The following is a 22801-nucleotide window of genomic DNA, read 5'->3' as shown; positions in this document are numbered from 1 at the left end:
CGCTTACAGCAGCAGCGGAGATATCTTGCTGCCGTCGACCGACACCCCGGCCATGAGGCCGCCGTTGTTCAGCACGAAACCGACGATGGGTTGCTGCGCGGTGTAGGTATCGATGCTGCCGTTGACGCCCACATTGGCCACCGCAACCGTCGCGTCCGCCCCCACCGTCCAGCCGCTGCTGGCGCGGAACTTGGCCAGGGCGCCATCCGTCATGAACAGCACCACCATCGCCTTGGACTGCGCGCCGGCCTGCAGGCCGATGGAGCCGCCCGTGATGCTGTAGTAGCCGGTATCCGAGCCGCCCACGCGCAGCACGCCGCTTCCATGCTGGGCGCCCACAATGAAGCTCGCGCTCAACACGCCCGGAAACACCAGCACGCCGCGTGCGCGTTCCACCAGTTGCTTGGCCTGGGACGAGGATTGATAGAGCTTGGTCAGCGTCGCATCGGCTGCGGTATCGAGTTCCTGGCGCTTTTCCGCGGCCGTGGCCGAGGATTGGGCGGTGGTCGTGGTGCAGCCTGTGAACACCAGGCTGGCCACGCCCAGCATCGCCGCGATCAAACCGGCACGGCCTGCCTTGGGGAAAGTATCAAGCATGTAGCGCTCCTTCTTGTTGTTGGATGCCCTGCCGGACGCGCCCGGCAGGAACGCCCTCATCCTACCGGGGATTTTCTGGCCTTGGCACCATACAGGCGAGGTCCGCATTACTTCCTGTTCCAAGGCGAGCAAGTGTCATTACACTTGGCCAGCATTTGCCCACTAATTGGCGTAGAGACGCACAGCAGAATGCGGCCTTCACCATGCATCGCGCATATTTTCTTCAGATGGGAATCCGCGTCTGAACAGAATCGAGATCGACGCCATGCGGCACCGCCAGCCCTTGTCCGGGCTGCGCCTTGTCAACTATTTTCGAGTACGGCCAATGAAGTGGATCTTGATTTCAATGCTGTGCCTATTCGCGTCCGGTTGCGGCGTGGTAGCCGCCCCTTGCCGTATTGCATCTGCCGCCATCAAGATCGTGCCGGTCGTCGGCGACGTCGCTGCGGCGCCGACGGATGCTTGCGCGGAAGTCATCGATTGATTGCTGCGACGGCGGGGCGGATCGGCGAAATCGGGAATGTGAGGATTTTGTGTGCAGCTCACCCTCGCGGCGGCGGGCGAAACTTGACGCCTGGGAGGCTGGTTGGAGAAGCGAAAAGGAGCCAAGTCATCCACCGCCAGGCGTGGAGAACGCGCTTATGGATACACCGAATGAACGCTCTGAACGATCTGAAACACCCTAGCAATAGGACGTTTTAGATACGATTTCCAGATGGCGTACTCAACAATAAAATTTTCAAACCTCACAAAAAAACCGCATTGCACCGAAAATGCCGTTTCGACATATGGTTAACACCTAGAGGGCAGCAAAAAAATTTCTCTATGTACAATTTAAATAACAACTAAATAATAGAGAAAAAAAATGATCCGAAACATCCCCGCCCTCACCGGCGTGCGCGGATATGCTGCGCTTTGGGTGGTACTGATGCACTATACGTGGGGAGCGGGTATGAAAGGCGATGGGCTTTTCATGCATGTCCTGCTGTATGGATTTTCTGGGGTCATTGTTTTCCTGGTCCTGAGTGGGTTTGTAATGGCCCACGTCTATCCGGAGTTTAGAAAATCGGTGAATCTGGCGCCATACGGAGCCTACTTCTACAAGCGCATAGCCCGCATTTACCCTCTGCACTTGGTAACGCTATTCGCCTTTCTAGCGCTGATGAAAGCGGGCTACCCGATCGAGACCCCCAATGAAACGGCGTACACCTTTGGCCTCAATTTGCTCTTGATACAGGCCTGGGGATTCGTGAACCAGTTTTCATGGAACGCGCTGTCATGGACTATTAGCGTCGAGATGTTCGCCTATATCTGGTTCCCATTCGCCGCTCTTGTGATGTTCAAGCTTCCAAGGTTTTTTGCGGCCGCGGTGATGGCTGGCACGGTCTGGCTTCTCATCGAAATGCCGCACGTCAGACTGCTTCGAGCGGCGGGGATAGACGTCAATGGCATCGTACTCGCTCACGGGAATTTCCTGATTCAGTTCTCATCTGTTTTTATTGTCGGGGTCGCTCTTTATCGAGTCATCGAAGGTATCGATAAGCTCCCCAAGGCAGTTTCTGATGGACTGGTCATCGCAGGTATTGCCGTATTCGCCTACGCATGCACCGTCCCCTTCCACTCCTGGATCATGACCTGTGGTGCATTGCTGCTGATCGCCGGCCTACTTTGCGACAAAGGGCTGGGGCGCCTGCTTTTCGGAAACCGGGTCTCAGTATTCCTGGGGGAGATCTCCTACTCCCTCTATCTGACGCACTTCTTGCTCAACGTGGTACTGTCGATCGAAATCGCAGGATTGCGCCTTGCGGACAAGATATCCTTGGCGATTTGCACAGCAACGATTTCCTACTATCTGATCGAGCGGCCATCTCGTAATTTCCTGCGCAAACTGGGCGCCAGAAAGAAAATAGTCGCTCAGGCAGCTGTCGTACCGGCGACTACGTGATGGGCAGTGGATTTTGTGCAAGCAGCCATCGATCTCAATCCGTCGATGGCTGCTTGCGCATCTCCTGCCAGCGCTGATGTACCCAAGGGAATGGCGCCAAACTAGGGACAACTCGCAGCACTTCAGCCAACTTCGCCGTAGCCACCGTTCCGCACTCGCTTAAAGATTGCGATAGAACAGCTCGATCATGAACTCGTCGAGCGCCCGGCGTCACAGAGTCTCCAGCCTGAGGTGACTCGCTGGATACAGAGCGCGACACAGACAACAAGAGCCCTTCGTCACTTGCGAAGTGGCCACCTGCGAGCCAAAACTCCAAGAGCAGTAGGCGAAGGTCGTCCGAGCAGTCGACTCGACCGGCAAGGCCGGGGATCGACAGGAAGCAGGGCAACTCTGCCATGGTTCGGCGACGACCACCGAGAGGGCCCCCCAGCGCCCAAAGGCGACAAGGCGGCGCCCACGCGATAAGCCGAATTGCGGAAAAGACCATGAATCGCGGAAAACCTCACGCAACCCCCGCGGCTGCTGGACCTGCGCGCACTTTCTGGGCGAAACGTCCGATGAAGGCAGGCGCCCCTATTACCGTGGGGATCCACAGCTCCCTATCTCCCCATCCTTCCCGGATGACGGCTGTTCTAGCGGACTGAGGGGCCTGGTGCCGACGATGAGATCAAGCTAGCCGCGCAGCGGCGCTAGAAAAAAAGTGGTGAGGCCATCTCGCCGCCGCGAGATGGCCCAACGTGCCGTGCAGGATCGCGGCATGTCGAGTCGGATGGCCCGCGAGGCGTTCAGAGTCAGCCAGAGTTGCTATCGGTACGTCGCCAAGTTGGACGCCGAGAACGAGGAAATCGCCAACTGGCTGCTGCGTCTGACCGACAATCACCGCAACTGGGGCTTTGGTCTGTGCTTCCTGTATCTGCGCGATGTTCGAGGGCTCGGCTGGAACCATAAGCATGTGTACCGGATCTATCGCGAAGTCGAACTGAACCTGCGGATCAAGCCGCGCAAACGGCTGCTTCGACAGACGCCTGAGCCACTGACCGTGCCGACCAACGTAAACCAGGTATGGTCGATGGACTTCATGCATGACCAGCTTGCCGATGGGCGCAGCATCCACGCGCTCAACGTGATCGACGACTTCAACCGCGAGGCACTGGGCATTGAGGTTGACTTCTCGCTGCCGTCCGAGCGCGTGATCCGCACGCTCAAGCAGATCATCGGCTGGCGGGGAAAGCCCTTAGCCATTCGGTGCGATAACGGACCCGAATACTTGAGCGCAGCAATTGTCGAGTGGGCCAGGGCATGGAGCATAAAGCTCGAATATATCCAGCCGGGAAAGCCACAGCAGAATGCCTACGTCGAGCGGCTCAACAAGACCGTGCGCTACGAATGAACCCGCATGTTTGAGCGGGCATGCTGCGCCATCGGCATCGATGGACGTCCATTTTCACAACCTGCGCCACACCTGGGCATCGTGGCACGTCCGGGCCGGCACACCACTGATGGTCCTGAAGGAGCTGGGCAGCTGGGAGCGTATCGAGATGGTCAAGAAGTACGCCCACCTGGCCCCGACACACCTGGCCGCGCACGCCGAAACGGTCACGTTTTGGTCACAGCAGACGCAGGAAAAGAAACAGCCGCCATTACTGGCGGCTGTAGGTGCCTGAATTAACAGGACTTTCTTGGTAGGCCCCCCGAGAGTCGAACTCGGCACCAACGGATTATGAGTCCGCTGCTCTAACCAGGCATGAGCTAGAGGCCCAGAAAACGATTACTGCCCTTCCAGGAAGCTCTTCAGCTTATCGGCCCGGCTGGGGTGACGCAGCTTGCGCAGCGCTTTCGCCTCTATTTGGCGGATGCGCTCGCGCGTGACGTCGAACTGCTTGCCCACTTCTTCCAGGGTCTGGTCGGTGCTCATTTCGATGCCGAAACGCATGCGCAGGACCTTGGCTTCACGCGGGGTGAGAGAGTCTAGCACTTCCTTGACCACATCGCGCATGGAACCGTGCAAGGCCGCGTCGGAAGGCGCCAGCGTGGACGTGTCTTCGATGAAATCGCCCAGGTGCGAGTCGTCGTCGTCACCGATGGGCGTTTCCATGGAGATCGGTTCCTTGGCGATCTTCAGGATCTTGCGGATCTTGTCCTCGGGCATGTCCATCTTCTGCGCCAGGGTCGCGGGATCCGGCTCGGCGCCGGTTTCCTGCAGGATCTGGCGGCTGATCCGGTTCATCTTGTTGATCGTTTCGATCATGTGAACTGGAATACGGATGGTGCGCGCCTGGTCGGCGATGGAACGCGTGATGGCCTGACGGATCCACCAGGTCGCGTAGGTCGAGAACTTGTAGCCGCGACGATACTCGAACTTGTCCACGGCCTTCATCAGGCCGATGTTGCCTTCCTGGATCAGGTCCAGGAACTGCAGGCCGCGGTTCGTGTACTTCTTGGCGATCGAGATCACCAGGCGCAGGTTGGCCTCGGTCATTTCGCGCTTGGCCTTGCGGGCCTTGGCTTCGCCGGTGGCCATGCGCTTGTTGACGTCCTTCAGGTCCTTGAGCGGCAGCACGACGCGCGTTTGCAGGTCGATGAGTTTTTGCTGCAGTTCCTGCACGGCGGGAATCTGGCGCTCCAGCGTTTCGGCGTACGGGTGGCCAGCGGCCACTTCGTCGACGACCCACTGCATGTTGGTTTCGTTGCCCGGGAACACCTTGATGAAGTGCGTGCGCGGCATGCCGGCACGGTCCACACACGTGTGCAGGACGGCGCGCTCGAGCTGGCGCACTTCCTCGACCTGCTGGCGCAGGGTGTCCGCCAGCTTCTCGACCATCTTGGCCGTGAAGCGGATACCCATCAGTTCGTTCTGGATGGATTCCTGGGCACGCACGTAGACGTCCGACTTGTAGCCGTCCTTCTCGTACGAGTGGCGCATCTTTTCGAATTGCTTGCCGACTTCGTCGAACTTGGCCAGGGCCTTCACGCGCAGGTCTTCCAGCTGCTTGCTGGACATGCCGCCGGCGGGGCCGTCGTCGCCTTCGTCTTCCTCGGCGGTGACGCCGGCGCCGGCGTATTCCTCGCCGTCTTCCGGATCGACCAGGCCGTCGACCACTTCGTCGATCTGGGCCTGGCCTTCTCGCACGCGCAGGATGTGGGCCAGGATCTCGTTGATCGTGGTCGGGCAGGCCGAGATGGCCATGACCATGTGCTTCAGGCCGTCTTCGATGCGCTTGGCGATTTCGATTTCGCCTTCGCGCGTCAGCAGTTCCACCGAGCCCATTTCGCGCATGTACATGCGCACGGGGTCCGTGGTGCGGCCGAAATCGGAATCCACCGTGGTCAGCGCGGCTTCGGCTTCGTCTTCGACGTCGTCGTCGTTGGAGGCCACCGGCGCGTTTTCGCTCATCAGCAGCGTTTCGGCATCGGGCGCCTGGTCGTAGACCGCGATACCCATGTCGCTGAACGTGCTGATGATGCCGTCGATGGCTTCGGCGTCGACCAGGTCGTCAGGCAGATGGTCGTTGATTTCGCCGTAGGTCAGGTAGCCGCGGTCCTTGCCCAGCTTGATCAGCTGCTTCAGGCGGTTGCGGCGCGCTTCGTATTCTTCGGGCGTCACGGGGCCGCGGGCGATCAGATCCTTGGGATCGGCCTTGCCGCGCTTGCCACCGCGCTTGGGCGGCTTCAGATCGGGCAGGACTTCGCCTTCACCGTCCATGGTGTCGTCAAAGCCGTCGGAATCGTTGTTCGCGTTCTTGGCGGGACGTCCCGGGCGGCGGCCGCTGGGTACGGGACGCGCGCTGCCAACCAGGTCGGCGAGCTTGTCTTCGGCCTTCTTGGCGCGAGCCTTGGTCACCTTCTCGGGCTTGTCAGCCGCGGCAACCTTGGTCGCCTTCTTGGCGGCCGTCTTGGCTGCGGGCTTGGCGACCTTCACCGCCGTCTTGGCGGGCGCCTTTTCCGCTGCCATGCTTACGACACGCTTGGTCGTAGTGGCCTTGGTCTCGGCCGCATCAATTGCAGAGGAGGATTTGCCGGTGGATTTGGTCATAGTCGCTTCCGTGGTCGTCGCAACCCGTTCGGGCATGTTGCACCGCATGAAGCCGCTTTGGACGGCAGCCCAACGCGGCGGTTTATACGGGTAAATCTGGTGAATCAGCCAAGGCCACACGGCTGCGTTGTTCGCAGCGCCGGCTCTTGCGAGCCCGCTTGGCGCCGTTCCGGTGCAATACCGGACCTGCGCCTTGCGTGCATGGCCTCATTCTGCGGGGGCTCCCGGGCGTCGGGGGGGCTGCCTGCCTATAAATAGGCTTTGCTTGCTTATCGGGCCTTTGCCCCAAGCAGCTGAGTAGACACAGCACCCAAACCACAAACGCTACGCGGAGATGACCGCCGCCGAACTGCTTGATTCACCGCTCAGCTATATTAATTAACTATGTAACAAATTTGACGCGCGCATCCGCTTTTATTTCTGCCGTTGCGCGCCCGACGTTCCATTTGCTGGAAACCGTCCGTCGCGTCCGGATCGCAGGTCCCGCGTCAAACCCTATACATCCATTAGATTCCGACAGCCGGAATAGATTCCGCCCGCCGAATGCATTTCTTGTCGTCCACGCACCGTGGCACAAGGATTACCGCCAAATTCAGCAAGAATCGAGCGAAAATCAACTGCAAATACCACAATCCGAGTACATCAGACAGGTTTCGCCCAAAACATCACGCGAACTACCACCTGTCGCCCCGCCTCGGCCAGCCAAAGAGCACCTTCCGCCAGCGGACAACCTTTGATTTTAGCGCATTTAGCGCACTCCAGCACCTTTCAGCACAGCCATGCGGCTGGAAAGCTCCAGATAGCGCTTGCGCGCCTCTTCCGTGGCCAAACCCGCCGCGGCGAGTTTGGCGATCTCCAGCTTGGCCGAATCGAATTCGATGCGTCTCAAGGCATCGTCCCACTCGGTTTGCGGGTCTGGCAGATCTTCCTTGGACAGGAGGTCGGCCCGCAGCCCTTTCAGCACCGTGGCCAGATCCGAATCGGGTTCCGCCGCCTCCAATAGAGCCCCGACATGGCGCGCGCCGCTGGATTGCGCCAGCATGATCAAGTCTCTTACAAGACCTAGATGGGGGCCGTGGTCGATGACTTCAAGCTGCTGGTCACCCATGGAGTCGACCAGTTCAGGGTGCGCAAGCAACAGGCCCAACAGGCGCTTGGCCAGCGACGGCATGGTGCGGCGGCCTTCAAAGCCGCCGACGTCGTTGTCGCGCTTGCCTTTCCAGTTGCCTTTGCCGCCCTTCCAATCGCCCTTGCCTTTCCAGTCGCCTTTACCCTTCCATTCCTGCTTGCCACCGCTACGCTGACCACCACCACCGCCGCCGCCGCCAAAATCGGAACCCTGGGACGGCAGATGGACTTGATCCGCGTAATCGGACTCGTCGACCGGGATGTCATGAAAATCATGGCCGGCGAAATCGTAGCCCGTGTCCGGATAGCCCGCCTCGTGCTCCCGCGCGGACACGGCAGCCGCACCCGTCTCGCCTCCCGCCGCGCTGGACTTGGGCGCGGGCGCGAAAGGCTTGGTGGGTTGCTGAGCCAGCACCTGGGCCATTTCTTCCGGCGTCAGCTGCACCAGCTTGGCCATTTCCCGTTCGATCTGCACGCGCAGCGCGCATTCGGGAATGGCTGCCAGCAAGGGCTTGGCCTCGTGCAGGCAACTGGCCCGCCCTTCGGCTTCGTCCATGTTGTGCCGCGAAGCCAGCTCATCCAGCAGGAAGCGGGACAGCGCCACGGCCTCGCCCAGGCATGCCCGGAAGGCTTCCGCGCCCAATTCGCGCACATACGAGTCGGGATCGTGTTCCGAGGGCAGGAACAGGAAGCGGATCGCGATATCGTCGCGCAGCACCGGCAGACAGGCCTGCAATGCCCGCCACGCGGCGCGCCGGCCCGCCCCATCCCCGTCGAAGCTGAAGATGACCTTGTCGCTGGCGCGCAGCAGTTTCTTGACATGGTCCGGCGTGGTGGCCGTGCCCAGCGTCGCCACCGCATTGGCGATGCCTTGCTGCGCGAGGCCGACCACGTCCATGTAACCTTCGACCACGATGACCTGGCCTTCCTGGCGTATGGCCAGGCGCGCCTCCCACAGTCCGTAGAGCTCATGCCCCTTGGAGAACAGCGGGGTTTCAGGCGAATTCAGGTATTTGGGTTCGCCCTTGCCGATGATGCGGCCGCCGAAGCCGATGAGACTGCCCCGCGCATTGCGGATCGGGAACATCACCCGTTCCCGGAAGCGGTCGTAGCGGCGGCCGTCCTCGGATTCGATGACCAGCCCGGACTCGACCAGGACAGGGTCCTCGTAGTTCGGAAAAACTTGCGACAGGCCGTGGCGGTCGGTACCCGACCAACCCAGGCCGAAATGCGCCGCGATTTCACCCGTCAGGCCGCGCTGCTTCAAATAGCGGATCGCCGCGGGCGATGCCCGCAACTGCTTGAGGTAATGCGCCTGAGCGGCATCCAGCACCTGCGTGTGGCGGGATTCCTCGGCCTTGCGGCGCGCGGATTCCTGCTGCTGGCGTGGACTGCGATTTTCTTCGGGGACCGTCATTCCCGCCGATGCCGCGAGCGTACGCACGGCATCGGGGAAACTGGCGCCCGTGTGTTCCATCAGGAAGGTGATGGCGCTGCCATGCGCTCCGCAACCGAAGCAGTGATAGAACTGCTTGGTGGGGCTGACAGTGAACGAGGGACTTTTTTCGTTATGAAAAGGGCACAGGCCAAGCAAGTTGGCCCCGCCCTTTCTCAACTGCACGTATCGCCCGACTACGTCGACGACGTCGACTCGGGCGAGCAAATCCTGGATGAATGATTCTGGAATCAATAGATTCGGGAATCAAAAATCAATACAGGCGCGGGGGCAGTTGTTGGCTACGGATGCGCTTGTAGTGGCGCTTCACAGCGGCGGCGTGCTTGCGCTTGCGCTCGGCCGTGGGCTTCTCATAGAACTCGCGCGAACGCAGCTCGGTGAGCAAACCGGTCTTTTCGATGGTGCGCTTGAAGCGGCGCAGAGCGGCTTCAAACGGTTCGTTTTCCTTCAGTCGAACGATAGGCATAAAGTGATTGGCCTGCTTGTAGGGTAACAAAAGTTGATGACAAACCTGGCTTGCTTACCAGCAACGCTGCGCGGGTCCAGGTACGCGTAAACGGCCTCGTCGATACCAAAATCATACCAACAGAGGCAGGTACCGCGAACGGGGAACCTTGAAAGCGCAATCCGGGCGCCGGACTCCGATTGCAGCGCTGCTAGCAGCCCTGAACCACAGACCCATCCCGGATTTCCGCTGGCTGTTTCCGTTACCCAAAGACTACCCAAAGAGTAACAAGCCAAGTTCGGTTTAGCGATAACCAACGATTCTAGCATGGTCATGGCTGTTTTGACTACTGGAGGGACAGTCTGGCGCCCTGGGCGGCCAGAATGCCCTCTCCTGCCAAAACACCATGCTCAGCTCTTGGAGCCCTTGCGGATCCAGGCCTCGAGCTGATGCGGACGCAGGCTGTCGTAGTCTTCGAACGGCTGGTGAATCCAGGGATTCGTCGGCAGCTTGTCGACGTAGTAGTCCGGCGTCGCCTGGGAATGGCCCTTCCACCACAGCACCGCGCTGCGCAGCTCGGTGATGTCGGCGAACTGGCTCTTCAGGTGATCGTAGACCTTGCTGAAGGTCTTGCCGGTATCGACCATGTCGTCCACCAGCAACACCCGCCCGGACAAGGTGCCGCGCGTGATGGTGATGAACTGGGCGATATCCATGTCGCCCTGCTTGGTGCCGGCCGCTTCGCGATAGCTGCTCGTGGCGAGGATGCCCAGCGGCACATCAAAAATACGGGACATAACGTCACCGACGCGCATGCCGCCGCGCGCCAGGCAAAGAATCTTGTCGAACTTCCAACCCGATTGATGCACCTGCAAGGTAAGGCGCTCGATCAGGCGGTTGTAGTCGTCCCACGTCACCCACAGATGGCTGTCATCATTGGTCGGCGTGCTCATAGGCAAGCATCTCCTGCTTAATAAATACGAAAAGGCCGCCGCCGGTATGAGACCGGCGGCGGCCTTGCGAATAATAACCCGATGTCAGCCCTTCAGGGGATGACGCAGCACAATGGTTTCATTGCGGTCCGGGCCGGTCGACACCAGGTCGATAGGTACGCCGCAAACTTCGGCCACGCGCTCCAGGTAGCGACGCGCCGCCTGGGGCAGCTTGTCGTATTCGGTGATGCCAACGGTGGATTCGCTCCAGCCGGGCAGTTCTTCCAGCACCGGCTGCGCCTGCGCCACGGCATGCGCGCCATAGGGCAGCACGTCGCGGAACTCGCCGTTGACGCGGTAGCCGACGCCCAGCTGGATGGTTTCCAGACCGTCCAGCACGTCCAGCTTGGTGATGCACAGGCCAGTGATGCCGTTCAGGCGGACCGAGCGCTTGAGCGCGGCGCCATCGAACCAGCCGCAGCGGCGCGGACGGCCCGTGACGGAACCGAATTCCTTGCCGATCGTGGCCAGGCGGGTGCCGATCTCGTCGACCAGCTCCGTGGGGAACGGGCCCGAACCGACGCGCGTGGTGTAGGCCTTGGTGATGCCCAGGACGTAATCCAGCTGCTGCGGACCGACACCCGCGCCGGCCGAGGCCGCGCCAGCAACGCAGTTGCTGCTGGTGACGAAGGGATAGGTGCCGTGGTCCACATCCAGCAACGCGCCCTGCGCGCCTTCGAACAGCAGGCGCTTGCCTTCCTGTTGCATGGCGTACAGGTTGCTCGACACGTCCTTGACCATCGGGGCGATGGCCGGAGCCAGCGCCATGGCCTGGTCGCGCACTTCATTCGCGGAAACCGCCTCGGCGCCCAGGTACTTGGTCAGCACGAAGTTGTGATAATCCAGCACTTCGGCGAGCTTTTCGTCGAACAGCGCGGGATTGAACAGGTCCTGCACGCGCAGCGCGCGGCGGGCGACCTTGTCTTCGTACGCGGGGCCGATGCCGCGACCGGTTGTGCCGATCTTGCCGTCGCCCTTGCGCGCTTCGCGCGCCTTGTCGATGGCGACGTGGTACGGCAGGATCAGCGGGCAGATCTCGGAAATCTGCAGGCGCGAACGCACGTCCAGACCGGCGGCCTCAAGCTCTTCGATTTCCTTGAGCAGGGCTTCCGGGGACAGCACGACGCCATTGCCGATGAAGCAGGTGACGCCGGGATGCATGATGCCCGACGGGATCAGGCGAAGAATCGTCTTCTTGCCGTTGATCCACAGCGTATGGCCGGCATTGTGACCGCCTTGGAAGCGGACCACGCCCTGGACGGATTCCGCCAGCCAGTCGACGATCTTGCCCTTGCCCTCGTCACCCCACTGGGTGCCGATTACGACTACGTTCTTGCTCATGTTACGAATCAATATCGAGTTTCTCGGGAAATCCGGAAATCTCCCCGCGGCCCTCTCGTTGCCGAGAGGGAGTTAGTCACAGCGTTCTGACCGTCCAGGCGCCATCCTGCAGCGCCAGCTCGCGATCGCAAACGAATTCGTCCTGATCCTGCTCGTGACCGGGCAATACCTGAACGACAATTTCCCCCGACCGGCGCAGGCGGCGCACCGCCTCGGTCAGGGCGGGGGCTTGCCCCCAGGGCGCACGTACCGCACGCGCCCTTTCCGCCGGCGGCAAACCCGCCGCCAGCTTGCGTAAATCAAGACTGAAGCCGGTGGCGGGACGGGCCCGGCCAAACGCACGGCTGACATCGTCATAACGGCCGCCGCTGACCAGCGCATCGCGCCAGCCTTCGGCATACAGCGCGAACTTCACGCCGGAATGGTAGCCATAGCCGCCTACGTCGGCCAGATCCACGCCGAACGCCACATTGGGCATGGCATCAACCACCAACTGCAGCGCGTCCAACGCGGCCACGACGCCCGGCAGCAAAGGCAGTTCACGGCGCGCTTCCTTCAGCACTTCCGGTCCGCCGTACAGCTTGGGCAGCAACTGCAGGGCCTTCAGGGTCTCCGCACGCAGGCCGGGAGCCCGCTCTGCCAGTTCGCCCAGCCCCGGAACGTCCTTCTCGCGCATCAGCAGGATGACGTCCTGCGACAGCGCCGCCGCTGCCGGATCGGATTCCAGAAGAGCGCGCAATACGCCCGGATGGCACAGATCCAACCTCGGGTTGCGCACGCCGGCGATCGCCACCGTTTCCAGCACCAGCTGGATGATCTCCAGGTCGGCCTCGAAACCGGCATGGCCGTAGATTTCAGCGCCGATCTGCAACAGCTCGCGGCTGGACAGCAGGTCCGCCGGGCGAGCGTGCAGCACGTTGCCGCAATAGCACAGGCGGGTAACGCCCGCGCGATTCAACAAGTGCGCGTCGATGCGCGTGACCTGAGGCGTCATGTCCGCGCGCACGCCCAAGGTGCGGCCGGACAGTTGATCAACCAGCTTGCAGGTGCGCAGATCCAGATCGCTGCCGGTGCCGGACAGCAATGAATCAATGTATTCGACCAGGGGCGGCGCGACCAGCTCGAAACCGTAAGTGCGATACAGATCGAGAAGTTCGCGGCGCAATTCCTCGATGCGCCGGGCCTCTGCCGGAAGTACGTCGGCAAGGCTCTCGGGCAGCAACCAGTTACCCATGAATGTTTACCTGAAGAACGCCAAGTGATGCGTGGGCGTCGCCCAAACGAAAAAGCGGCTGAGGGGGCGTAAGCCCGCTCAGCCGCTGCGGAATGTTTTCTAGCTTACGGGGTATTGTACATGGTTCGGCGGCCAACGCCAGCCGGAGCTGCCATGGGCGCGAAACTGTCCCCTATTGCGCAGGCTTCAGGATGCCGCCGCGCCGGCAAGCAAAAAGCCCCTTGGATTTCCAAGGGGCTTTTATTCCGCATTACCGTCGCCGCATCACTTGGCCGGCACGGTGACCGGCGCCAGGGCGTCGCCGGTGGGGTCCTTCAAGAACTGGAAGAAGCTGGAGCTGGGGTCGACAACCAGCACGTCGCCCGGCTTGGAGAACGAAGCGCGGTAGGCTTCCAGGCTCTTGTAGTACGTGTAGAACTGCGGGTTCTTGCCGTAGGCCTGCGAATAGATCGCGGCGGCCGCGGCGTCGCCCTCGCCCATGATGCCTTGGGCCTTGGCGTAGGCCTGGGCCACGATGACTTCGCGTTGGCGGTCGGCTTCGGCGCGGATCTTTTCGCCTTCGGCGGCGCCGATGGAGCGCAGCTCGTTGGCGACGCGCGTACGCTCCGCTTCCATGCGGCGATACACCGATTCCGAGATTTCCGGCGCGAACTCGATGCGGCGCAGGCGCACGTCGACGATCTGCACGCCCAAGGGCTCGGCGCGCTTGGCGACGTTGGTCAGGATTTCGGCCATGATCTTGTCGCGTTCGGTCGAAACCACGTCGCGCACCGTGCGCACGTTGACCGAGGCGTTCAGCGCGTCGCGGATCAGCGCCTGCAGGCGCTCCTGCGCCACGCGCTCGTTGCCGCCGGTGGAAACGTAGTACTGGCGCGGATCCAGGATGCGCCACTTGACGTACGAGTCGATCAGCAGGTTCTTCTTTTCGGAAGTCTGGATGCGTTCGGCTTCGTTGGTTTCGATGGTCAGAATGCGCTTGTCGAGCGTCACGACATTCTGGAACGGAGGCGGCGCCTTGAAGTAAAGGCCGGGTTCGTTGATGGTCCTGCGGACTTCACCCAGCGAGAACACCAGGGCGTAGTCGCGCTCGCGCACGACGAAGACGCAGGAAGAAAGGGCGGCCAGCACGATGAGCAGGCCGACCAGGATGGGCATGAGACGTTGCATGATCAGGACTCCTCCGGGTTAGCGCGACGTACGGTCGCGGGGCAGCGTGTTGCTATTGCTGCTGCCGGAAGACTGAGGCACCGGCGCGGCGCTGCCGCGCGCCGGCGACTGCGCGGGCGGAGCCAGCGTGGGCGAACCCGAACCGGCGACACCGGACTTGCTGGCGTCCTGTGCGGCCAGATGCATGATCTTGTCCAAGGGCAGGTACAACATGTTGTTGTTGCTCTTGGTGTCGACCATGACCTTGCTGGCGCGCGTGAAGATCTCCTGCATGCTTTCCAGATACATGCGCTGGCGCATGACCTGCGGCGACTTCTCGTATTCGCCGAGGATGCTGGTGAAGCGCGAGGTATTACCCTGGGCGTCGCCAACGACCTTGGCCTTGTAGCCTTCGGCCTGCTCGGTCATGCGGGATGCCTGGCCGCTGGCCAGCGGCACGACCTGGTTGGCGTAGGCCTGGCCTTCGTTGATCTGGCGCTCGCGGTCCTGGCCCGCCTTGACGGCGTCATCGAATGCAGCCTGCACCTGTTCGGGCGGCTGCACGTTCTGGATGGCGACGGTGCTGACCTGCACGCCGGTCTGGTAGCGGTCCAGGATCTGCTGCATCAGGGTCTGCACTTGCGTGGCCACCGTGGTGCGGCCTTCGTAGAGCACGAAGTCCATCGACTGCTTGCCCACGACTTCACGCATGGCCGTTTCTGAGGCCTGGCGGACGGATTCGTCCGGGTCGCGCGTCATGAAGAGGTAATCGGGCGCGCCGTCGGCACGCAGGCGATACTGGACGACGAACTGCATGTCGACGATGTTCTCGTCCGTCGTGAGCATCAGCGCTTCGGGCAAGACCTTGTTGCGCGCGCCGCCACGGAAACCGACCTCGAACGTGCGCAGCTGCGACACGTTGACCATTTCGTGGCTCTGGATGGGATACGGCATGCGCCATTGGAAACCGGCTTGCGACGTCGACTTGTACTTGCCGAACTGTGTCACGACCGCGACCTGGCCTTCCTGCACGATGTAGAAACCGCTGGCCAGCCAGATGCCGGCCGCGACCAGGGCGATGACGCCCAGGCCGATGCGCGCACCGCGCGGCGACGGCGGCGTCATGCCGCCGCGGTTGCCAGGGCGGTTATTGCCGCCCCCGCCCTTGCGCCCGAACAGGGATCCGATGCGATTGTTGAAATCGCGCCAGACCTCGTCCAGGTCGGGTGGGCCGTCTCCGTTGCCTTGAGGCCGCTTGGGCGGCGGCTCGGAGCCATTGTTGTTCCCACGACCCCAGCCGGGGTCATTCAGATTGAAGAGTTTGATAATTCGCGGCATTGTTTCCCACAATCTGTCCGGTTTCCGCAATTGCCCCGCGCAACGCATCCAAACCGGCGCGCTCGGTGGCGCTTACAAATACTCGCGCAATCGTACCATGTGCATCGCGTTCCACCCGCGGCTCCAATCCGGCCAGGTCGATCTTGTTGTATACGAGAATGGTGGGAATGGCGGCCGCGCCGATCTCCGCCAGAACCTTGTTGACCTCGAAGATCTGTTCGTCGCGCTGCGGGCTGGCGGCATCGACCACATGCAGCAGCAGGTCGGCGTGCACGGTTTCCTCCAGGGTGGCGCGGAACGCCGCAATCAGGCCGTGAGGCAGGTCGCGGATGAAGCCGACCGTGTCGGACACCACCACCGAGCCCGCCCCTTCGATCCAGATGCGGCGCGTGGTCGTGTCCAGGGTGGCGAACAACTGGTCGGCGGCATAGCTGTCCGCGCGCGTCAGCGCGTTGAACAAGGTGGACTTGCCGGCGTTGGTATAGCCGACCAGCGACACCGACAGCGCGCCGCCGCGGGCGCGCGCCCGGCGCTGGGTCACGCGCTGGCGCTCGACCTTGTCCAGGCGCTCGCGCAACACCTTCACCTTGGCGCCGATCATGCGCCGGTCCATTTCGAGCTGGGATTCCCCGGGTCCGCGCATGCCGATACCGCCGCGCTGCCGTTCCAGGTGGCTCCACATGCGGGTCAGGCGCGTGGCCAGATGCTGCAACTGGGCCAATTCGACCTGCAGCTTGCCTTCATGGCTCTTCGCGCGCAGCGCGAAGATATCGAGAATGAGCGCAACACGGTCGACCACGCGCAGATTGAAGGCGCGTTCCAGATTGCGTTGCTGTGCGGGGGACAGCGGCTGGTCGAACAGGACGATGTCGGCCAGCAAGGCCTGAGCCATGGCCACGCCCTCGTCAGCCTTGCCTGAACCGATGAAGAATTTGGCGTCGGGGCGGTCGCGCCGAGCCGTCAAGGTGCCGACGATTTCCGCGCCAGCGCCCTTGGCCAGCATGGCGAATTCCTCGGCATGGGCCGCGAAGTCCGGATCTCCCAGATCCACGCTGATAATCAGAGCGCGCATACATGCACCATATTGGAGCCAAAGCGAAAATGCCCGCCGACGATGACCGTCCGGCGGGCAATAAAAGGTAAAGCTGGAGCGAGATTACTCAGCAGGGACTTCCACCTGAAAATTCACGGCGCGCGCGGGGACGACGGTGGAAATGGCGTGCTTGTAGACCATTTGCGTGACCGTATTGCGCAGCAGCACCACGTACTGGTCGAAGGATTCGATTTGCCCTTGAAGCTTGATGCCGTTCACCAGGTAGATCGACACGGGCACATGGTCCTTGCGCAGCGTGTTCAGGAACGGATCTTGCAGAGTTTGCCCTTTATTGCTCATTGGCCAGGCTCCATTGTTTGTTATTGAGTGGTGGCGTACTTCTGTACTGGTGGGGTACGCCGAAACTTGTACTCTACAGGGTTTTCCCGGCCCGTGCTACTTGGCCGGAATGCAAAAAGTGACACCAGAGTTTTCCAATAGGAAGCCCCGGCCGCTCACGCCTGCAGAACCTCCGCAAGCGCCTTCAGAAGCAGCTTGCACTGCTCGTCGGTGCCCACGGTAATGCGCAGAAATTGGTCGATGCGTTCATGGCGGAAATGGCGCACGATGATGCTGCGTTCGCGCAGGGATGCCGCCAGGCCCGCAGCATCCCAGGAGGGGTGCCGCGCGAACACGAAATTCGCAGCTGACGGCAGCACCTCGAAACCCAGGGACTCCAGGCCCGCCGTCATCCGCGACCGGGTTTCGATCACAGCCTGGCGAGTCCGTTCAAAATACTCCGCATCTTCCAGGGCCGCTACCGCACCGGCGGATGCCAGACGATCGATGGGGTAGGAATTGAAACTGTTCTTTACTCGCTCCAGCCCGCCGATGAGTTCGGCGCTGCCCACCGCAAAACCAACGCGCAGGCCCGCAAGCGAACGCGACTTGGACAGCGTCTGCACGACCAGCAGATTGTCGTGGCGTTCCACCAAAGGAATGACGGACTCTCCGCCAAAATCCACATAGGCTTCATCCACCACGACGACCGCGTCGGGGTTGCCGGCCACGATGCGCTCGACCTCCGCCGCGCTGAGCGCGCGGCCGGTGGGCGCATTGGGATTCGGGAAGATGATGGCGCCTGCCTGCCCCTTGCCGCCGGGCAGATAATCGTCGACGTCGATACGAAAATCGGACGTCAGCGGCACCGTTTCGTACTGGATGCCATACAGGCCGCAATAGACCGGATAGAAGCTGTAGGTGATGTCCGGGAAGCGCAGCGGCCGCTCATGCTTCAACAGCGCCAGGAACACGTGCGCCAGCACTTCGTCGGAACCGTTGCCCACGAAAACCTGGCCCGGCTGCACGCCGACCGTGCTGGCGATGGTCTGCCGCAGGCGGTCGGACGAAGGGTCCGGATAGAGCTTCAGCGTGTCGTCGCAGGCTGAGCGGATCGCGTCGAGCACCCTGGGCGACGGACCGTAGGGGTGCTCGTTGGTATTCAACTTGACCAGGTTCTGAAGCTTGGGCTGCTCGCCCGGCACATACGGACTGAGCGTCCCGACCACGGGACTCCAGAAGCGGCTCATGGATCAGCTTTCCTGCGTGTAGGGGTTGTGCGAAGACTTGAATTCGATGCGCAGCGGCGTACCGGCCAGGTCGAACGCGTTGCGGAAGCGCGTTTCCAGGTAGCGGCGATAGGAGTCCGGAATGGCGTCCAGCGCGTTGCCGTGGATGACGACCAGCGGCGGATTCTGTCCGCCCTGGTGCGCATAGCGCATCTTCGGCCTGAAGATGCCCTTGCGAGGCGGCTGCTGCTGCTCGACGGCGGTCTGCAGCTCGCGCGTCAGCTTGGGCGTGGACAGCTTGGCAAAAGCCGCGGCGTGCGCCGCGTTGATGGACTTGAGCAAGGGCTTGACGCCCTGCCCGCGCAAGGCCGAGATGGTGTGCATGCGCGCGAACGACAGGAAGCGCAGCTTGCGCTGGAACTCGCGTTCGATGCGCTCCTTGGCTTCGCCGTCCAGGCCGTCCCACTTGTTGATGGCCACGACCACGGCGCGTCCCGTTTCCAGCACGAAGCCGGCGATGTGGGCATCCTGCTCGGAAATTTCCGTTTGCGCGTCCAGCATCAACAGCACGACGTTGCTGGCCTCGATGGCCTGCAGCGTCTTGATGACGGAGAACTTTTCGACCGCCTCGAACACCTTGCCGCGCTTGCGCAGGCCCGCGGTGTCGATCAGCGTATAGCGGCGGCCGTCGCGCTCGAAGTCGATCTCGATCGCGTCGCGGGTCGTGCCCGGCATGTCGAACGCGATCACGCGTTCTTCACCCATCAAGGTGTTGATGAGCGTGGACTTGCCGACGTTGGGACGGCCGACGATGGCCAGCTTGATGCGGTGGTCGTGCTCGCCCTCTTCGGGCGCGTCTTCTTCGGCGGGCGGTTCGGCCAGGTCCTTCAGGGCCAGCTCGATCAGGTCGACGATGCCGTCGCCGTGCGCCGCCGAAATCGGATAGGGCTGCCCCAGTCCGAGTTCATGGAATTCGGAGATGGCCGAACCGGCGCCCATGCCTTCCGCCTTGTTCACCGCCAGCAGCACGCGCTGCTGGCCGGATTTGCGCAGCAGCTGGGCGATTTCGTGGTCATGGGCATTGATGCCCGCGCGGGCATCCACCAGGAACACCACGACGTCGGCCTCGGCGATGGCCTGCCGGGTCTGGCGGGCCATCTCCAGCAGGATGCCGTCCTTGGCGACGGGTTCGAAACCACCGGTATCGATGACGATGAAGGGGATCTCGCCTACCCTGCCCTCGCCGTAATGGCGATCGCGGGTCAGGCCGGAATAATCGGCCACCAGCGCGGCGCGCGATCGCGTCAGGCGGTTGAATAGGGTCGACTTCCCCACGTTGGGGCGGCCGACCAGGGCGACGACAGGCTTGAAAGACACGGTGTAAGGCTTTGTTCTATAGGTTTTAGTTGGCGCCGATCAGGACGAGGTTGCCATTCCCCGTCTGGACCAGCACTCCCTGGGAAGTGGTCTGCGGCGGCGAAACCACGGGACCACCGCCCACCGACAGGCGCGCCATCAGGCTGCCGTCGCTGCGCGACAGGAAATGCACGTAGCCGTCCAGGTCGCCGACTGCCAACGCACCGCCCAGCATGGCGGGCGCGGTGACCTGGCGGTTCTTCAATGCTGCCTGTTTCCAGACATTCCCGCCATTATCCAATGCAAATGCATTGACCACGCTGTTCTGGTCCGCCGCATAGGCGAAGCGCTCGTCCAGCGACAGGCCGCTGACGCTGGAGTAGTCCTTGGCCCACAACGGGCGGCCGCCGGCCGTGACGTCAAAGCAGACGATACGGCCCTGGTAGGCCACGCCGCAAAGCAGATTGCCCGCGATACGGGGTGCGCCGACCACGTCGGTCAGGCGCTCCAGGTCGCTGGCGCCGCGCGGCGTCGCGACGGTGCCTTCCCATTGCACGTTACCACTATTGGACGCGATGGCCATCAGCTTGCCGCCCGGCAGGCCGGTAATGACCAGGCCTTCGGCCAGGACCATCTGCGACACGCTGCGCAGGGCCAGCGAGGGACCTGGGCGCTGCACGTTCCAGACGCGCTCGCCGCTGTTGGCGTCGAAAGCCTGGATGCGGTAGTCGCCGCTGCGGACCACGACGATGCCATAGCCCACGACGGGCGGAATGGTCACGTCGCTGGTGGCCCGGACCTTCCACTTCACCTTGCCGGTGTCGTCAAAGGCAATGACGTCACCGTTCGGCGCTGCCACGGCGGTGGTGGTGCCGTCGCTGCCGGCGCCGGCAGACAACTTGCCGTCGACCTTGGCCTTCCAGATGGCGCGGCCGCTCTGCAGGTCGAATTTGCCGACCGAGCCATCCGGCGTGGCGGCGTAGACGGCATCGCCCAGCACCGTGGGCGCAAAGCCCAGGCCCGAGCCGCTGCCGACCGAGACGCTCCAGACCTGGCGCACGGACATGCCGGCCTTGTATTCGGTCAGGGGTGCGGGATCGTAGCGGCCGTCATCATTGGAAAACATGCCGCATCCGCCCAGGGCGAGCAAGCCCGCCAGGCAAACGGCGCCACGCCACGTACGACCAGGTGCAAATTTACGCATTACAGTCACGCTCCGCTCAGGGCATCCAGTTTCAGTTGCACAACCTGGGTCAGGGGATTTGCCGTACCCAGGCCATCAATGGCGCTTTGCCATGCGGCGCGCGCTTCCTCGCGCTTGCCTTGCGCGGCGAGGATGTCGCCGCGGCGATCCGCGAACAAGGCGGCGAAGGCTGCCGGCGGATTGTTCAGTTGCGCCAAGGCCGGATCGTATTGCTTCTGGTCCAGCAACATGCCGGCCAGGCGCAGGCGCGCGACGGCTTGCATGGACGGGTTCTTGCCCTGGCCGGCCAGCCATTCCAGCTGCTCGCGGGCGCCGGCCTCGTCCTTCTGCGCCTGCAGCGCCTGGGCCGCCACCAGCGCGCCGCGCGTGGCATAGCCGGTGGACGGATATTGTTCGCGCAGCGTGGCCGCGGCGGTCTTGATGCGCACCGACGAGTCGGCGCCGCCCAGGCGGGCCGCATCTTCCAGCGCTTCGAAGTAACCCATCGCCTGGTTGGCGCGGTGCGATTGATAGGCCTTCCAGCCCCACCAGCCGCCCGAGGCCAGCGCGACCGCCGCCACCAGCGTGACCATCAGGGTGCCGTAACGCGCCCACCACGCCTTGATTGCGTCGAGTTTTTCCTGTTCTTCGAGATCGTATGCCATGCATTAACCCTTGTTATTCAATACGTCGGCCAATCCCGCCAACGGGACTTGCTGCTGGGCCGCTTCGCCCTGCGCATCGGCGCGCAGAAACTTGATGCTGGCGGTCTGCGCGGCCACTTCGTCGGCGCCAAGAATAACCGCAACCCGGGCGCCGCTGGCGTCGGCGCGCTTGAATTGCGACTTGAAGCCTGCGGAACCGGCGTGCACGATGACCGACAGGCCGGCATCGCGCAGGTCTTCGCCGACCCGGGCGGCCAGGCGCTGCGCGTCTTCGCCCTGGTGCACGACGTAGACGTCGCACTCGGCCGGCTGGTCGACCTGCACGCTCTGCTCCCAGAGGTCCAGCAGGCGCTCCATGCCGATCGCGAAGCCGACGGCGGGCGCGGGCTTGCCGCCCAGCAGCTCAATCAAGCCGTCATAGCGGCCGCCGCCGCACACGGTGCCCTGGGAGCCGAGGCGGTCGGTGACCCACTCGAACACCGTGAGGTTGTAGTAGTCCAGCCCGCGCACCAGGCGCGGATTCAGGCGGTACTCGATGCCGGCGTCGGCCAGGCGCTGGCACACGCCGTCGAAGTGCGCGCGCGATTCTTCGCCCAGGAAATCGAACAGGCGCGGCGCGCTGTCGGCCATTTCCTGCATGGCGGGATTCTTGGTGTCCAGCACGCGCAGCGGGTTGCTGTACATGCGGCGCTGGCCGTCCTCGTCCAGGATGTCGCGGTGCTTTTCCAGGTGTTCGATCAGGGCGGCGCGGTGCGCGGCGCGCTCGGCCGGCTGGCCCAGCGAATTCAGCTCCAGGCGCACGTCGGTCAGGCCCAGCAGCTTCCAGAGGCGGGCCAGCATGACGATGAGTTCGGCGTCCACGTCGGGACCGGCAAAGCCCAGGGCCTCGACGTCGATCTGGTGGAACTGGCGGTAACGGCCGCGCTGCGGACGCTCGTGGCGGAACACGGGACCGATGGAATAGACGCGCTGCGGGCGGTCATAGAGCAGATTGTGCTCGATGGATGCGCGCACGATGCCGGCCGTCATTTCCGGACGCATGGTCAGCGATTCGCCATTGAGCGCATCGGTGAAGGTGTACATCTCTTTTTCGACGATGTCGGTTACTTCGCCGATGCCGCGCGCGAACAGGCGCGTATGCTCAAGCACGGGCGTACGCACATTGCGATAGCCGTAGCCGCGCAGCCAGCCGCGCACGATTTCCTCGAATTGCTCCCAGCGGGCGCTGGCCCCTGGCAACAGATCATTCATGCCGCGTATGGCGGCGACTTTCTGGAAAGCTTGAGTCATCTTGATCATGCCGCATCGCGCGCCTGCAAGCGCGCTAGCGGCCACACCCTT

The 22801-nt window shown here is 62.6% G+C and carries 18 protein-coding genes, 1 tRNA gene and 2 pseudogenes; 4 read left to right on the top strand and 17 right to left on the bottom strand.

The window, feature by feature from the left end; genetic code table 11:
• Positions 1–3: 3 nt before the first annotated feature.
• Positions 4–597: a BPSL1445 family SYLF domain-containing lipoprotein gene (locus tag BRO63_RS09905; RefSeq protein ID WP_088139659.1), complete on the bottom strand. Its 594-nt coding sequence runs from the start codon at positions 595–597 to the stop codon at positions 4–6.
• A gap of 325 nt (positions 598–922) precedes the next feature.
• Here BRO63_RS09905 and BRO63_RS09900 point away from each other — a divergent pair, with 325 nt between their 5' ends.
• The 4 genes and pseudogenes from BRO63_RS09900 to BRO63_RS09885 form a co-directional block, all read left to right on the top strand.
• Positions 923–1081: a DUF6726 family protein gene (locus BRO63_RS09900; RefSeq protein WP_088139657.1), complete on the top strand. Its 159-nt coding sequence runs from the start codon at positions 923–925 to the stop codon at positions 1079–1081.
• 381 nt (positions 1082–1462) lie between these two features.
• A complete protein-coding gene (locus tag BRO63_RS09895) occupies positions 1463–2542 on the top strand; it encodes an acyltransferase family protein (protein WP_088139602.1) in 1080 nt (359 codons plus the stop codon).
• 694 nt (positions 2543–3236) lie between these two features.
• Positions 3237–3929, top strand: a pseudogene (locus BRO63_RS09890) (IS3 family transposase); the annotation flags it as partial.
• A 6-nt stretch (positions 3930–3935) separates the two neighbouring features.
• Positions 3936–4206 (top strand): annotated as a pseudogene (locus tag BRO63_RS09885) (tyrosine-type recombinase/integrase); the annotation flags it as partial.
• Between the two features lie 16 nt (positions 4207–4222).
• On the opposite strand, the gene BRO63_RS09880 reads toward BRO63_RS09885, so the two are convergent.
• The 16 genes from BRO63_RS09880 to hisS all read right to left on the bottom strand — a co-directional run bounded on the left by BRO63_RS09880 (position 4223) and on the right by hisS (position 22750).
• Positions 4223–4301, bottom strand: a tRNA-Ile gene (locus BRO63_RS09880).
• 9 nt (positions 4302–4310) lie between these two features.
• Entirely contained in the window at positions 4311–6575 is a 2265-nt protein-coding gene (gene rpoD / locus BRO63_RS09875) for an RNA polymerase sigma factor RpoD (RefSeq protein ID WP_088139599.1), read from the bottom strand.
• A gap of 748 nt (positions 6576–7323) precedes the next feature.
• On the bottom strand, positions 7324–9393 hold the full coding sequence (gene dnaG, locus BRO63_RS09870; protein ID WP_088139597.1) for a DNA primase: 2070 nt from the start codon (positions 9391–9393) through the stop codon (positions 7324–7326).
• Between the two features lie 19 nt (positions 9394–9412).
• Positions 9413–9625 carry a 30S ribosomal protein S21 gene (rpsU, locus tag BRO63_RS09865; RefSeq protein ID WP_006218592.1) on the bottom strand — a complete coding sequence of 71 codons (213 nt, stop codon included), beginning with the start codon at positions 9623–9625 and terminating at the stop codon, positions 9413–9415.
• Positions 9626–10014: 389 nt separating this feature from the next.
• A complete protein-coding gene (locus BRO63_RS09860) occupies positions 10015–10557 on the bottom strand; it encodes a phosphoribosyltransferase (RefSeq protein ID WP_042792860.1) in 543 nt (180 codons plus the stop codon).
• Between the two features lie 84 nt (positions 10558–10641).
• On the bottom strand, positions 10642–11937 hold the full coding sequence (locus BRO63_RS09855) for an adenylosuccinate synthase (RefSeq protein ID WP_042792859.1): 1296 nt from the start codon (positions 11935–11937) through the stop codon (positions 10642–10644).
• A 76-nt stretch (positions 11938–12013) separates the two neighbouring features.
• Positions 12014–13171, bottom strand: a complete 1158-nt coding sequence (locus tag BRO63_RS09850) for an ATP phosphoribosyltransferase regulatory subunit (RefSeq protein ID WP_088139594.1) — start codon at positions 13169–13171, stop codon at positions 12014–12016.
• 264 nt (positions 13172–13435) lie between these two features.
• A complete protein-coding gene (gene hflC / locus BRO63_RS09845; protein ID WP_088139592.1) occupies positions 13436–14338 on the bottom strand; it encodes a protease modulator HflC in 903 nt (300 codons plus the stop codon).
• 18 nt (positions 14339–14356) lie between these two features.
• The gene (gene hflK, locus BRO63_RS09840) at positions 14357–15655 is read right to left on the bottom strand and encodes an FtsH protease activity modulator HflK (protein WP_088139591.1); all 1299 of its coding nucleotides are present in this window, start codon (positions 15653–15655) and stop codon (positions 14357–14359) included.
• Positions 15621–16727 carry a GTPase HflX gene (hflX, locus tag BRO63_RS09835; protein WP_059378961.1) on the bottom strand — a complete coding sequence of 369 codons (1107 nt, stop codon included), beginning with the start codon at positions 16725–16727 and terminating at the stop codon, positions 15621–15623. The genes hflK and hflX overlap by 35 nt, the downstream gene beginning before the upstream one ends.
• An 84-nt stretch (positions 16728–16811) precedes the next feature.
• Positions 16812–17048, bottom strand: coding sequence for an RNA chaperone Hfq (hfq, locus tag BRO63_RS09830; protein ID WP_006218585.1), 237 nt, complete (start codon positions 17046–17048; stop codon positions 16812–16814).
• A gap of 155 nt (positions 17049–17203) precedes the next feature.
• The gene (gene hisC / locus BRO63_RS09825) at positions 17204–18277 is read right to left on the bottom strand and encodes a histidinol-phosphate transaminase (RefSeq protein WP_088139589.1); all 1074 of its coding nucleotides are present in this window, start codon (positions 18275–18277) and stop codon (positions 17204–17206) included.
• A gap of 3 nt (positions 18278–18280) precedes the next feature.
• Positions 18281–19633: a ribosome biogenesis GTPase Der gene (gene der / locus BRO63_RS09820; RefSeq protein ID WP_088139588.1), complete on the bottom strand. Its 1353-nt coding sequence runs from the start codon at positions 19631–19633 to the stop codon at positions 18281–18283.
• 25 nt (positions 19634–19658) lie between these two features.
• Complete coding sequence (gene bamB / locus BRO63_RS09815; protein ID WP_088139586.1) at positions 19659–20816, bottom strand: outer membrane protein assembly factor BamB; 1158 nt, start codon at positions 20814–20816, stop codon at positions 19659–19661.
• 5 nt (positions 20817–20821) lie between these two features.
• Complete coding sequence (locus tag BRO63_RS09810) at positions 20822–21460, bottom strand: YfgM family protein (RefSeq protein WP_088139585.1); 639 nt, start codon at positions 21458–21460, stop codon at positions 20822–20824.
• A gap of 3 nt (positions 21461–21463) precedes the next feature.
• Complete coding sequence (hisS, locus tag BRO63_RS09805; protein ID WP_088139655.1) at positions 21464–22750, bottom strand: histidine--tRNA ligase; 1287 nt, start codon at positions 22748–22750, stop codon at positions 21464–21466.
• Positions 22751–22801 lie beyond the last annotated feature (51 nt).

Origin of the sequence: Achromobacter xylosoxidans, assembly GCF_002192695.1 — a bacterium.
Lineage (GTDB): Bacteria > Pseudomonadota > Gammaproteobacteria > Burkholderiales > Burkholderiaceae_B > Achromobacter > Achromobacter xylosoxidans_C.
Note: the sequence above shows the minus strand (reverse complement) of the source record. Positions and strands in the feature narration are given on the sequence as shown.